General features: G+C 66.6%; 11 protein-coding genes and 1 tRNA gene. 5 read left to right on the top strand and 7 right to left on the bottom strand.

All coding sequences use genetic code 11. The features are described from left to right. Positions 1-744 precede the first annotated feature (744 nt). Entirely contained in the window at positions 745-1,464 is a 720-nt protein-coding gene (hisA, locus tag MXB90_RS08765) for a 1-(5-phosphoribosyl)-5-[(5-phosphoribosylamino)methylideneamino]imidazole-4-carboxamide isomerase (protein WP_250043701.1), read from the bottom strand. A gap of 159 nt (positions 1,465-1,623) precedes the next feature. Here hisA and MXB90_RS08760 point away from each other — a divergent pair, with 159 nt between their 5' ends. Further along, the gene (locus MXB90_RS08760; RefSeq protein ID WP_250043699.1) at positions 1,624-2,007 is read left to right on the top strand and encodes a DUF2147 domain-containing protein; all 384 of its coding nucleotides are present in this window, start codon (positions 1,624-1,626) and stop codon (positions 2,005-2,007) included. Between the two features lie 15 nt (positions 2,008-2,022). Here MXB90_RS08760 and hisH read toward each other — a convergent pair whose 3' ends face one another. The 3 genes from hisH to MXB90_RS08745 form a co-directional block, all read right to left on the bottom strand. Then, positions 2,023-2,661: an imidazole glycerol phosphate synthase subunit HisH gene (hisH, locus tag MXB90_RS08755; RefSeq protein WP_250043697.1), complete on the bottom strand. Its 639-nt coding sequence runs from the start codon at positions 2,659-2,661 to the stop codon at positions 2,023-2,025. Further along, positions 2,661-3,248, bottom strand: a complete 588-nt coding sequence (hisB, locus tag MXB90_RS08750) for an imidazoleglycerol-phosphate dehydratase HisB (protein WP_250043695.1) — start codon at positions 3,246-3,248, stop codon at positions 2,661-2,663. The genes hisH and hisB overlap by 1 nt, the downstream gene beginning before the upstream one ends. A 101-nt stretch (positions 3,249-3,349) precedes the next feature. Beyond that, positions 3,350-3,424, bottom strand: a tRNA-Gly gene (locus MXB90_RS08745). Positions 3,425-3,851: 427 nt separating this feature from the next. On the opposite strand from MXB90_RS08745, the gene MXB90_RS08740 reads away from it, so the two are divergent. Further along, a complete protein-coding gene (locus MXB90_RS08740; RefSeq protein WP_250043692.1) occupies positions 3,852-4,526 on the top strand; it encodes a Hint domain-containing protein in 675 nt (224 codons plus the stop codon). 34 nt (positions 4,527-4,560) lie between these two features. Here MXB90_RS08740 and MXB90_RS08735 read toward each other — a convergent pair whose 3' ends face one another. After that, positions 4,561-4,941, bottom strand: coding sequence for a hypothetical protein (locus tag MXB90_RS08735; protein ID WP_250043691.1), 381 nt, complete (start codon positions 4,939-4,941; stop codon positions 4,561-4,563). Positions 4,942-5,072: 131 nt separating this feature from the next. Beyond that, a complete protein-coding gene (locus MXB90_RS08730) occupies positions 5,073-8,507 on the bottom strand; it encodes a pyruvate carboxylase (RefSeq protein ID WP_250043688.1) in 3,435 nt (1,144 codons plus the stop codon). A gap of 186 nt (positions 8,508-8,693) precedes the next feature. Between MXB90_RS08730 and MXB90_RS08725 the strand changes: the two genes are divergently transcribed. Further along, positions 8,694-10,142: a TrkH family potassium uptake protein gene (locus MXB90_RS08725; protein ID WP_250043687.1), complete on the top strand. Its 1,449-nt coding sequence runs from the start codon at positions 8,694-8,696 to the stop codon at positions 10,140-10,142. Positions 10,143-10,154: 12 nt separating this feature from the next. On the opposite strand, the gene MXB90_RS08720 is transcribed toward MXB90_RS08725, so the two are convergent. Further along, entirely contained in the window at positions 10,155-11,897 is a 1,743-nt protein-coding gene (locus MXB90_RS08720) for a serine protease (protein ID WP_250043685.1), read from the bottom strand. A gap of 166 nt (positions 11,898-12,063) precedes the next feature. Between MXB90_RS08720 and MXB90_RS08715 the strand changes: the two genes are divergently transcribed. Together MXB90_RS08715 and MXB90_RS08710 are read left to right on the top strand one after the other, a co-directional pair. Continuing rightward, positions 12,064-12,990, top strand: a complete 927-nt coding sequence (locus MXB90_RS08715) for a glycine--tRNA ligase subunit alpha (RefSeq protein ID WP_250043683.1) — start codon at positions 12,064-12,066, stop codon at positions 12,988-12,990. Further along, the gene (locus tag MXB90_RS08710) at positions 12,987-13,463 is read left to right on the top strand and encodes a DUF6446 family protein (protein WP_250043681.1); all 477 of its coding nucleotides are present in this window, start codon (positions 12,987-12,989) and stop codon (positions 13,461-13,463) included. Before MXB90_RS08715 ends, MXB90_RS08710 begins: the two co-directional genes overlap by 4 nt.

The following is a 13,463-nucleotide window of genomic DNA, read 5'->3' as shown; positions in this document are numbered from 1 at the left end:
GCTACATCAGCCCCATGGAGTTCGAGGCACGCGCTATGCTAGCTTAACCTGCTGTCCACGAAACCGGTAGCAGGCCATAGAGGGGGTTTGTTGAGAAGTGCGCGCAGCACGACCCCGGTCTTGTCAGTTTGCTTGTGCCGCCTGGTCGGCAAGCCTGTGGAGAAGGTGGATCCACAGGCTTTGCATTGGAACCTGGGCGCTCCTTTGGCAGTCTTGCCGAAAGACCGATAAGCCGAAGGCATCAATATTCGGGACACGCGGGCATTCTCGCAGGACGAGTTCCGGCATCGCTCCCTATCTGTTCGCCTATGAAGCCTTGAAAGTCGCGCGTATTCTTCAGCGATCGCGCGATTGGATTTAACGGAGATACGAACGCCGCAGGACCCACACTGGAAGCTCCGCTCGCTCCCGTCCGCAAGGATGTTTCCGCGAGGTTGATTGGGCTTCTTTCCGCGGCGACCGCGGCCGTCCATAGGGTCGGGCTGGACGCCGTAAAGGTCGCATTGACAGTTGCGGCAGACATTGACGGAAAATCCACCCACGGTTGCAGGGAGCCGCCGCTTTGCAACTCTCGAAGAATTCTTCGGGGGTTGAGTGCCTCCGGTCCCGTTTTTCACAACGCCAATCCATTGAAATCAAATCAAGAATTACCCCAAGCCTATCGAGGGCGGGGCGTTGGATCAACATTTATCTTAGGGGCTGGCTGCCCCCGCACCCCCGGAGTATTTTGGCCAAGTAGAAGGATTAGGCCTTCAGCGCTGCCAGTGCCGCCGTCAGGTCGATGGCGCCATCGTAAAGCGCGCGGCCCGAGATTGCGCCCGCGATCACGCCGGTGTCGCGCAGCGCGATCAGGTCGGCCAGTGACGATACCCCGCCCGAGGCGATCACCGGGATGGTGACGGCGCGGGCCAGCGCCTCGGTCGCCTCGATATTGGGGCCGGTCATGGCGCCGTCGCGGTTGATGTCGGTGTAGATGATCGCGGCGACGCCGGCATCTTCGAAGCTGCGGGCCAGGTCGGTGACCATGACATCGGTTTCCGTGGCCCAGCCCTTGGTGGCGACGCGACCGTTGCGCGCGTCGATCCCCACGGCGACCTGGCCGGGGAAGGCGCGCGCGGCCCGGCGCACGAGGTCGGGGTTTTCCACCGCGACGGTGCCCAGGATCACGCGGGAAAGGCCCTTGGACAGCCAGCGTTCGACCGTGGCCATGTCGCGGATGCCGCCGCCAAGTTGCGCGGGCACCTTGATCCGGGCCAGGATCGCCTCAACCGCCGCGGCGTTCACCGGCTCGCCCGCGAAGGCGCCGTTCAGATCGACAAGGTGGACCCATTCGCAGCCCGCGGCCTCGAACTTGGCGGCCTGGGCGGCAGGGTCGTCGCCGAAGACGGTGGCCTTGTCCATGTCTCCGTGCAGAAGGCGGACGCATTGGCCGTCTTTCAGGTCGATGGCGGGGTACAGGATCATGGGGCCTCCGATGGGTTGGGCGGCGGGGTTGGCGCGTCATGCCACAGGGGCGGGGGGAATGCAAAGCCCCCGCGGGGGCCGGGGGCAACGCCACGTCACGCTTGCCGCGCGCAGCGGGGGCATGGCCAGATGGCATCTCGCAACCGGGGAGGGTTTTGCATGAAGATCTGGATATGGGCGGCACTGGCTGTGTTGGGCGCGGGGGCGGCCGCGGCAGAGCCGATCGAGGGGCTGTGGCAGACGCAATCGGATGACGGGGCCTATGCCCATGTCCGCATCGCGCCCTGCGGGGCGAATTACTGCGGTGTGATCGCGCGCAGTTTCCGCGATGGTGCGGAATATCGCTCGGACAATGTCGGGCGGCAGATCGTGATCGACATGGCCCCGAAGGGCGGTGGGAAATATGAGGGCAAGGTCTGGAGGCCCGCGAATGACAAGATCTACACCGGCAAGATCACCCTGTCGGGCAAGCGCATGAAGCTGTCGGGCTGCGTGGCGGGCGGGCTTTTGTGCAAGTCGCAGGACTGGACGCGGCTGGATTAGGCCGCGCCCGCCGCGTCAGGGCGCCCAGCGCAGGAAATTGCCGATCAGCCGCAGCCCCGTGGCCTGGCTTTTTTCCGGGTGGAACTGGGTGCCGACGATGTTGCCCTCGCCCACGATCGCGGTGATGGGGCCGGCGTAATCGGCATGGGCCAGCAGATGGGCGGGGTTGTCCACCTTGAAGTGATAGGAATGCACGAAATAGGCGTGATCGCCCGTGGCGATTCCGTCCAGCACCGGGTGGGGGTGGTCGATCACCAGATCGTTCCAGCCCATGTGCGGCACCTTCAGGCCGGGGTCGGAGGGCGTGATGCGCACCACCTCGCCGGGGATCCAGCCGAAACCGGGCGTGTCGCGATATTCGCGGCCCCAGCTGGCCAGCATCTGCATGCCGACGCAGATGCCCAGGAACGGCTTGCCCTTGACGCGCACGGCCTCTTCGATCGCCGCATAAAGGCCGGCGAAGTCGTCCAGCGCCTGCCGACACGCCGGAAAGGCACCGTCGCCCGGCAGCACGATCCGGTCGGCCCGGGCCACATCCTCGGGGCGCGAGGTCACCAGGATCTCGCCCCCGTCGACCTCGACCGCCATGCGCTGAAACGCCTTTTCCGCCGAATGCAGGTTGCCCGAATCGTAATCGACCAGCGCCGTCAGCATCACAGCGCCCCCTTGGTCGAGGGCAGAACCCCCCCCATGCGCGGATCGGGTTCCACCGCCATGCGCAGCGCGCGCGCCACCGCCTTGAAGGCGGCCTCGGCCAGGTGGTGGCTGTTGAAGCCGTGCACGCGGTCCACATGCAGCGTGATGCCGCCGTGGGAGGATAGCGCCTGAAAGAATTCGCGCACCAGTTCGGTGTCGAAGGTGCCTATCTTCTGCGTCGGAAAATCCAGGTTCCAGACCAGGAAGGGCCGCGCCGACAGGTCCAGCGCGCAGGCGACCTGCGTGTCATCCATCGCCAGCGCGAAATGGCCGTAACGGCGGATGCCGCGCTTGTCGCCCAGCGCCTGCGTCAGCGCCTGACCCAGCGCGATCCCGGTGTCTTCCACCGTGTGGTGATCGTCGATGTGCAGATCGCCCGCCGCCCGGATCGTCAGGTCGATCAAAGAATGGCGCGCCAGCTGGTCCAGCATGTGGTCAAAGAACCCCACGTCGGTCTTGTTGTCATAGGCCCCGGTCCCGTCCAGGTTCACCGTCACGGTGATCTGCGTTTCGGCCGTGTTGCGCGTGATGGTCGCTGTCCGCATGAGGCGCCTCCGATGCTGTGGCGCCGTTATAGGCGGCGGGGGGCGGCAGGGAAAGGGGGCGGAAAATCAAAAGGGCGCCGTTTCCGGCGCCCGTTTTGATTTGGAGCGGGCGATGAGATTCGAACTCACGACCCTAACCTTGGCAAGGTTATGCTCTACCCCTGAGCTACGCCCGCACTCCATTCCATCTGGTCCGCCTTGCAGCGTTCCGTCCGGCCCGTCCGGTTCTGCCTTGCAGCGTCCCCTTCGGTGGAGCGGGATTTACAAATCCCCGGCGGGGGCTGCAAGGGGAAAAATGATGTTTCGGCGAAAATTTTTTCGCAGCGCTTTGCGGCGGACGATTCTGCAGAGGATTCGGGAACCGGGGCAGGGGGCTGGGCGGCATGGTTAGGGAAAGATGAAACGCGATGCCCAGGCGCGGCGAATGTGCGGTGGAAGCGACGATTGAAACCGTTGCGGCAAAAGTGCCCTAGGGGTGACGCAGCCGTGTCGAAATAATGGCGAATTCCGGGTGCTTTCTGTGGTCATGGGCCGGGACGACAGACCAGCGGCCGCAACCACAACCCGCGCCGCATCCGGCGCGCCAGAGTTCGGAGACCTGCCATGTTCATGCATCCTCAGATCGCTTTCGTCGGGGCCGAAATGATTGCGCCCGCCATTGCACCCGCCCTGGCGCCCGTGCCCCGCCCCATTGCGGCCCCGCAGGGCGGCATTGCCGCCGGTGCGCTGGTGGAAACCGGCTCCGGCTGGCTGCCGGTCGAGTCGCTGCAGCCGGGCATGGCGGTGCAGACCTGGGATGGCGGGCTGGCACCGATCCGGGCGATCACCACGCGCTGGCTGTTGCCGGTGGGGGCCGAGGCGACGATGATCCATCTGCCGGGCGGGGTGCTGGGCCTGTGTTCCGACCTGTGGCTGGCGCCCGACCAGCTGATCTTGCTGGAAAGCGCCGCCGCAGCCGAGGTTCTGGGCCATCCGCTGGCGCTGGTCCGGGCCGGGGCGCTGGTGGGCAGTCTGGGCATCACCCGGCAACGCCAAAGCGCGCCGCGCCAGATCATCACGCCGGTCTTTGCGCAGGCAGAGGTGGTCTTTGCCAATACCGGCGCGCGCATCCTGTGCCCGGGCGCCGAAGGCCCGGCAATCGCGGCGCCTGCGGTGGGCGGGCAGGCGATGGGGCAGGGCGGGTATCTTGACCTGCTGGATGATGACCGCGCGCAGGCGCTGGCGGGCCTGATCGAGGCGGGCGCGCTGAAGACCCGCGATCTGTGCCCCGCCGCCTGAGCCTGTGCCCCGTGCCTGTGCCGTTGCCCGGGCGCTAGGCGCGGCGACCGGCGGCGCGGCGCGATATGAAGACCGGGGCCGGATCGTGCTGGGCGCATTCCGCGCCCGCCGCCGCGCTGCCCCCGCAAAGCCCGCCGTCGGATACCCCGTCGCGGGTGACGGAACGCCCCGGAACAGCCCCGCCCAAAGCCCCGGCCCGCGCGGTTCCCGACGGTTCCGCCCCAGCCTGTTGCAGCGCGGCCAGAACGCGCCAGGCGGCATCTTCAACCTCTTCCAGCTGCCGATCCAGACGGTCCAGCCCCAGCAGCGGCCGCGCCCGCGCGCCCGTGGCGGGTGCGGCCCCCGCCGTTTCCTGTGGGCCAGCCATTGCGAACCATTCCAGCGCCGCGCGCATGTTGCCCAGCGCCAGAATCACCTTTCGATCAGGGCCGCCTCGGCCCCGGATGTCGAATCCCGCCTCATCACACCACCCCGATGACCCCGGGGCAGAGGCTAGGGCAAGGGTGCTAACAGAAGGCTAACCCCCGCCCAGCCTTGCGCCGCGGGTCAGTCCAGTTCGATCAGCAGGTCTTTGGCGTCGATCTGGCTGCCGGCATGGACGTGCAGCGCCTTGACGGTGGCGGGGCGGTCGGCATGCAGGCCGGTTTCCATCTTCATCGCCTCGATCGTCAGCAGCAGATCGCCCGCGTTGACCTTTTGCCCCACGCTGACCGCGACGGATGCGACCGAGCCCGGCATCGGCGCGCCAATATGGGCGGGGTTGCCGTCCTGCGCCTTGGGTTTGGCGGCGGTCTTGGCCTTCACGGCGCGGTTGGGCACACGCACGGTGCGCGGCTGGCCGTTCAGTTCGAAGAAGACCTTCACCTCGCCCGTGTCATCGGTTTCGCCCAGCGTCTGGAAGCGGATTTCCAGCGTCTTGCCGGGGTCGATCTCGGCGGTGATTTCGGCGCCCGGTTCCATCCCGTAGAAGAAGACCGGCGTGGGCAGCGTGCGGACCGGGCCATAAAGCCGGTGCCGGCCCATGTAATCCAGGAACACCTTGGGATACATCAGGTAACCGGCCAGATCCTCGTCATCCACCGCATAGCCGTTCAGTTCCGCCGACAGTTTCGCGCGGGTTTCTTCCAGGTCCACGGGCGGCAGATGCGCGCCGGGGCGGTCGGTCGAAGGCGTTTCCCCCTTCAGCACCTTGCGCGTGATCGCTTCGGGCCAGCCCCCGGGCGGTTGGCCCAGATTGCCGCGCAGCATGTCCACCACCGAATCGGGGAAGGCCACATCCACGGCGGGGCTTTCGACCTGGTCGCGTGACAGGCCCTGCGCCACCATCATCAACGCCATGTCGCCCACCACCTTGGACGAAGGCGTGACCTTGACGATATCGCCGAACATGCGGTTGGCGTCGGCATAGGCCTGAGCCACCTCATGCCAGCGGTCTTCCAGGCCCAGGCTGCGGGCCTGCGCCTTGAGGTTGGTGAACTGCCCGCCGGGCATTTCGTGCAGATAAACCTCGGACGCCGGCGCCTCGAGCCCGGATTCAAAGGCGCGATACTGATGGCGCACGCCTTCCCAATAGTTCGACAGTTCGCGGATCGCGCCGATATCAAGGCCCGTGTCGCGGTCGGTATGGCGCAGCGCCTCGACGATCGACCCCAAGCAGGGCTGCGAGGTGCCGCCCGAGAAGGCATCCATCGCGCCATCCACCGCATCCACGCCCGCGTCGCAGGCGGCCAGAACCGTGGCGCCCGCGATGCCGCTGGTGTCATGGGTGTGGAAGTGGATCGGCAGGCCGACCTCTTCTTTCAGCGCGCGGATCAGCACGCGCGCGGCGGCGGGCTTCAACAGCCCCGCCATATCCTTCAGGCCCAGCACATGCGCGCCCGCGGCCCGCAGATCGCGCCCCATCGCGACGTAATAGTTGAGGTCGTATTTCGCGCGGTCGGGGTCAAGGATGTCGCCGGTGTAGCAGATCGTGCCTTCGCACAGCTTGTTCGCCTCCAGCACCGCATCCATCGCGACGCGCATGTTTTCAACCCAGTTCAGGCTGTCAAAGACGCGGAACACATCGACCCCGGACCTGGCCGCCTGCTGCACGAAAAAGCGCACCACATTGTCGGGATAGTTGGTATAGCCCACGCCGTTCGACGCGCGCAGCAACATCTGCGTCATGATGTTGGGCATGGCCGCGCGGATGTCGCGCAGGCGCTGCCAGGGGCATTCCTGCAAGAAGCGATAGGCCACGTCAAAGGTGGCGCCGCCCCAGCATTCGACCGAGAACAGGCCCGGCAGATTGGCCGCATAGGCGGGCGCGGCCTGGATCATGTCGATCGAGCGCATCCGGGTCGCCAGCAGCGACTGATGGCCGTCGCGCATTGTGGTGTCGGTGATCAGAACGCGCGACTGCGCGGCCATCCAGTCGGCCACCGCCTGCGGGCCCTGCCGATCCAGCAGGTCGCGGGTGCCGGGTTGCACCGGCGCCCGCGGGGCGGGGGCGCGGGGCACGCGCGCCTCGGCGGGCGGTTTGGGGCGGCCTGCGGTTTCGGGATGCCCGTTCACCGTGATGTCGGCGATATAGGTCAGGATCTTGGTCGCCCGGTCGCGGCGGGTCTTGAACTGGAACAGCTCGGGCGTGGTGTCGATGAACTTAGTCGTATAGGTGTCGTTCAGAAACACCGGGTGTTTCAGCAGGTTGATGACGAAGTCGATATTCGTCGAAACGCCGCGGATGCGGAATTCGCGCAAGGCCCGGTCCATCCGGGAAATCGCCTGTTCGGGCGTCTGCGCCCAAGCGGTGACCTTGACCAGAAGCGAATCGTAATAGCGCGTGATCACGCCCCCCGCATAGGCCGTGCCGCCATCCAGCCGGATGCCCATGCCGGTGGCGGACCGATAGGCGGTGATGCGGCCATAATCGGGGATGAAGTTGTTTTGCGGATCTTCGGTCGTGACCCGGCACTGCACCGCATGACCCGACAGGGTGATGTCCTCTTGCCGGGCATGGCCGGTGGCCTCGGCCAGGGTGGCGCCCTCGGCGATGCGGATCTGCGATTGCACGATGTCGATGCCGGTCACTTCCTCGGTGACGGTATGCTCGACCTGCACGCGCGGGTTCACCTCGATAAAGTAGAACCGGCCGGTGTCCATATCCATCAGGAATTCGACCGTGCCTGCGTTTTGATACCCCACCGCGCGACCGATCTTCAGCGCAAGTTCACAGACCTCGGCGCGCTGGTCCGCGTTCAGATAGGGGGCGGGGGCGCGTTCGACGACCTTCTGGTTGCGCCGCTGCACGGTGCAGTCGCGTTCGAACAGGTGATAAAGCCCGCCGTGCAGGTCGCCCAGCAACTGCACCTCGACGTGGCGGGCGCGCAGGATCATCTTTTCCAGATAGCCCTCGCCATTGCCAAAGGCGGCCTCGGCCTCGCGCCGGCCCTCGCGGACCTTTTCGATCAGCTCGTCGGGGCCCATGATCGGGCGCATGCCGCGCCCGCCGCCGCCCCAGCTGGCCTTGAGCATCAAGGGATAGCCGACCTGGGCCGCCTCGGTCTTGATCGCGTCGAAATCATCGCCCAGCACCTCGGTCGCGGGGATCACGGGGACGCCCGCGGCGATCGCCACGCGCCGGGCGCTGGCCTTGTCGCCCAGCGCACGCATGGTTTCGGCGCGCGGGCCGATGAAGGCGATGCCGGCTGCGGCGCAGGCCTCGACGAATTCGGGGTTTTCCGACAAAAGGCCATAGCCCGGGTGGATCGCATCCGCGCCCGACAGTTTCGCCACCCGGATGATTTCGGGTATGCTCAGATAGGCTGCCACCGGGCCCAGCCCTTCGCCGATGCGATAGGCCTCATCGGCCTTGAAACGGTGCAGGCCCAGCTTGTCTTCCTCGGCATAGACGGCGACGGTCTTCTTGCCCAGCTCATTGGCGGCGCGCATCACGCGAATGGCGATTTCGCCGCGATTGGCGATCAGGATCTTGCGAAACATGGGTGGCCCCCCTCCCAGGTGAATTTCGCGGCGAACGCTAGCGGTGCTGCAGCGCAGCGCAAGAGGGAAATTTTCAGATTGTAACAGAATCTTTCAATTCCTGTGGCATTCGGCCCCGCTGTGCCGCGCCGCGCCCCGTGCTGCGCGGCCTTGACAGGCGCACGGGCGCGTGGGCAAGCAAGGGCCATGATCGACCTTCGCCCCGTGGGATATGTCATTGGCCTGCTGATCGCCGCCCTTGGGGTGGCGATGCTGGTGCCCATGGCGGTGGATCTGCAGCGCGGCGATCCGCATTGGCGCGCCTTTCTGGAAGCCGCGATCATATCGGTCCTGGCGGGCGGGTTGGTGGCGATGGCGTCCTCGAACGCGCTGCGCGGGACATTAAGCCTGCAGCAAAGCTTTGTGCTGACCAGCGGGGTCTGGCTGGCGCTGCCGCTGTTCGGGGCGCTGCCCTTTGTGATCGGCGCCCCCGGCGTCAGCTTTACCGACGCCTATTTCGAGGCGATGTCGGGCGTCACCACCACCGGCACCACCGCCTTTCCAAGCCTGGATGACCTGCCCGCAGGCACCAACCTGTGGCGCGCGATCCTGCAATGGCTGGGGGGGCTGGGGATCGTGATCGTGGCGATGATCTTTCTGCCGGTGATGAAGGTCGGCGGCATGCAGTATTTCCGGTCCGAGGGGTTCGACACGCTGGGCAAGATCCTGCCGCGCGCCAAGGATATCGCGACCGCGATGATCCGCATCTATGTGGCGCTGACGGTGATTTGCGCGGCGGTCTATGCGGGGCTGGGCATGACGTCGTTCGATGCGGTGGTGCATGCCTTGACCACGCTCAGCACGGGCGGGTTTTCCAATTATGACGCCAGCTTCGGGGTCTATAGCGGGCCTGCGGAATATGCGGCGGCGGTTTTCATGATCCTGGCGGCGTTGCCCTTCATCCGCTTTGTGCAGTTGACCCAAGGTCACGCCACGCCGCTGTGGCGCGACCCGCAGGTGCGCGCCTTCCTGCGCTGGAACGCCTATGCGATCGGGGTGATCGTGGCCTATCGCTTGCTGCGCCACGAGGCGGCCTTTTTGCCCACGCTGCGCGAGGTCACCTTTAACGTCGTATCCACCTTCACCGGCACGGGTTTCGCGTCCGAGGATGTGACGAAATGGGGCCACATGGCCTTTGTCGTGCTGATCGTTGTGGGGCTGATCGGGGGCTGCACGGCGTCCACCGGCTGTTCGGTCAAGGTGTTCCGCTATCTGATCCTGTTCGAGGCGGTGAAGGCCCAGATCCGCCGCCTGCACAGCCCGCATCGGGTGGAACCCGTGCGCTATGACGGCCGTCCGGTGGATGATGAGGTGGTGAACTCGGTCATCGCGTTCTTTTCCTTTTTCATCCTGACCTTCGGTCTGCTGATCGTGGGCTTGTCGCTGACCGGGCTGAACCCCAAGACCGCGATGACCGCCGCCTGGACCGCGATCGCCAATGTCGGTCCCGCCTGGGGCCCCGAGGTGTCGGGCAATGGCGCGGTCAACGCCTTTCCCACCAGCGCGAAATGGCTGATGATCCTGGGCATGTTCCTGGGCCGGCTGGAACTGCTGTCGGTCTTCGTGCTGCTGCTGCCGCGTTTCTGGCGCAACTAGCGCCGCCGCCGGTCATTCCCAGCAGTCGACCCGCACCGTCATGTCACGCGCCAGCGCGCCCAGATCCTCGGCTGCGCGGGTGCCCGCGTCTTGGGCCGGGGCGGGGGCAAAGCCGCGTTCGGCCAAAAGCGGCGCGATCGCGTCAAACTGGCGCGCCAGCGACAGATCGGGGGGCAAAAGTTTCCCATCCCCCTGGGCCTGCGGTATCAGGATGGCGATCACCGCGCCGGTGCCATCCAGAACCGGCCCGCCCGCATCGCCGGGCAGCGTGGTCGCGGCCAGCCGCGCCAGGCCCGGCTCGCCGTTCAGGCCGGTCAGGTCGGACAGGCGCCCGAAGGTCAGAACCGGCGCCGACAGCGCCTCGGGGTAGGAATAGCCCGCAACCGCGATTTCGGAACCGGGGCGGGGGGGGCTGGCGCGCAGGCCGGCCACCGCCGCAGGCGCCAGCGGCGCGCGCGGGGTCAGCACGGCAATGCCCGCGGCTGGATCGGCAAAGGCCAGATCGGCCTCGACCCCGTCGATGGTCACGCGCCCGCATTGCGCCACGCCCTGGTCCGCGGTCAGCACCGCGCCCTTGTCGGTGATGTAGAACCCCGATTGCGCGCGCAGCGGGCGGCGCAGGTCCAGCCCCGCCAGCATCGCGCCGCGGTCCAGCGCCAGCGGCTGGCCCAGCCCTTCATCCAGCGCGCGCGTGCCCACCGGGCGGAAGCTGTCGCGCATCGCGGCCAGCACCCGGCCCATACGCGCGGCATCCTGCGCGGGATAGACCAGCGTGAAGCCCTTGATCAGCCCGCCCTGCAACCGCACCTCGGTATGGGAATGGATGCGCCCATCCTGCCCGGTCAGCACAAAGCCCGCACGGTCGCGGCGCCGATCCCCCTCGGGCGGGACGATTTCTAGGCCCTGCATCACGGTGTAAAGCGCCTCCAGCGCCGCGCCATCGCCGGGGCGCGAAATCAGCAGCACCCGCACACCCGAGCCATCCTTTTCGCGGTAATGCACAAAGGGCGGTTCGTAATGGTCGAATTCCACAAGCCCCAGCGGCAGGTCGATGGCGATGCCCGCCTCGGCATCCTCGACCGGGGCCAGGCCAAGCGCGTCACGTTCGGCCTGCCAGCGTTCCAGCAGGGCCGCGCGCTGGGCTGTGGACAGCACCCCAGTTTCAGGATGGCCGTTGGCGCCCTGCCAGGCCGAAATCGCGGCCCGCGTGCCACGCCCGAAGGCGCCGTCGATCGCGCCGGTATAATGGCCCTGCCATTGCAGCGCGGTCTGAATGTCTGCGCGTTCGGCACCCGTTAGCGCCGCCTCGATCTCGCGCGACCGGGCCAGGGTTTCGACCGGCTCTGCCGCCGGTTCCGCCACCGATTCCGCTACAAGGGCGGGCGTGGCTTCGGGCGCTGCGGCAGGGGCGGGGCGGGCACCGGCCACGGGCCAGAACTGCTGGCGATAGTTGCGCCCGTCCGAAACATAGCTGTCCGCCGGGATCAGCCCTTCGCCGCGCAGCACACGCAGGCGGCTTTCGGCGGTTCCGGCATCGGCAAAGGGGCCCAGCGCGATGGCATACCAGCCGGTGGACATGGCATGGCCCGCCACATCGGGCAAACCCGCCGCCCAGTCGCGCGCCCGCGCCTCGGCTTCGCGCAGCGAGGGTTTCGCTTCGATCTGCACCCAGGCCTCGGCCAGCGCCGCGCCGCCCAGCGCCGTCGACAGCCACAGCCCCAGCACCGCCGAGGTCACACCCCATCCTGCCTTCATCGCCCAAACCCCTTTGCACCACCCATTCTGCGGGCGCAAATTAGCAGGATCGCCAGCGGCGTCACCCCAAAATGCGCAGCCCCGACCCCTGCCATCCCCGGTGGACCCCGTTGACCCTGACCGGCCCCTTGCATAAGGAAGGGGCGCTTTCAGCCAGAGGTGCCCCATGTCCCCTTCGCCCGCTGCCCCGCGTTCCTTTCAGGAAATCATCCTGCGCCTGCAGGCCTATTGGGCGTCGAAGGGCTGCGCTGTGCTGCAACCCTATGACATGGAGGTCGGCGCCGGCACCTTTCACCCCGCGACCACGCTGCGCGCGCTGGGGTCCAAACCCTGGGCCGCGGCCTATGTCCAGCCCTCGCGCCGCCCGACGGACGGGCGCTATGGCGAAAACCCCAACCGCTTGCAGCATTATTACCAGTATCAGGTGCTGATCAAACCCAGCCCGCCGGATCTGCAGGCGCTGTATCTGGGCAGCCTTGAGGCGATCGGCATCGATCTGGCGCTGCACGATATCCGCTTTGTCGAGGATGACTGGGAAAGCCCGACCCTTGGCGCCTGGGGCCTGGGGTGGGAGGTCTGGTGCGATGGCATGGAAGTGTCGCAATTCACCTATTTCCAGCAGGTCGGCGGGCATGATTGCCGCCCCGTCGCGGGTGAACTGACCTATGGGCTGGAACGGCTGGCGATGTATGTGCTGGGCATCGACCATGTGATGGACATGCCCTTCAACGACCCCGCCGCGCCGATCGCGCTGAAATACGGCGATGTGTTCCGCCAGACCGAACAGGAATACAGCCGCTGGAACTTTGATCAGGCCGACACCGCGATGCTGTTGCAGCATTTCGAGGATGCCGAGGCCGAATGCGAACGCATCCTGGCCGCTGATGACACCGACGCCGCAGGCCGCCGGATCGTGATGGCGCATCCCGCCTATGACCAGTGCATCAAGGCCAGCCACCTGTTCAACCTGCTGGATGCGCGCGGCGTGATCTCGGTCACCGAACGCCAGGCCTATATCGGGCGGGTGCGCGCGCTGGCCAAGAAATGCGCCGATGCCTTCGTGACCACCGAAGCGGGCGGGGCAGTGGCGTGAACGGCAAGATCGTCGGGGGTGCAATCGTGTTCAGCGCTGTCGTGGCAGGGGTCGCGGTCTATTACCTGCAGGTCTATGGCTTTTACGAACCCGTGCCCGCCTCGGCGCCCGCGGCGGAAATCCGGCTGACCTCGGCCGTGACCGGCCAGCCCGAACCGATCCTGGCCGAAGGTTTTGAAGGCATTGATGCCGACAGCTCGCCCCTGCGGTTCCGCGGCTGCTTTAGCACGCCGCTGTCGCTGGCCATGCTGTCGGAAACCTTCACCGTCTATGATGGCGCCACGCCTTTGCACGGGCCGAACTGGTTTTCCTGCTTTGATGCCGCGCGTATCGGTGCCGATCTGGAAACCGGGGCCGCCGTTGCCTTTCTGTCGGAACATGAAATCCGCCCCGGCGTCGATCGCGTGGTCGCGGTCTATCCCGATGGCCGGGCCTTTGTCTGGCACCAACTGAACGAAAACGCCGAGAAATGA

Source organism: Phaeovulum molybdatiresistens (assembly GCF_023544865.1).
Classification (GTDB): domain Bacteria; phylum Pseudomonadota; class Alphaproteobacteria; order Rhodobacterales; family Rhodobacteraceae; genus Pontitalea.
This window is presented reverse-complemented; position numbering and strand designations above follow the sequence as displayed.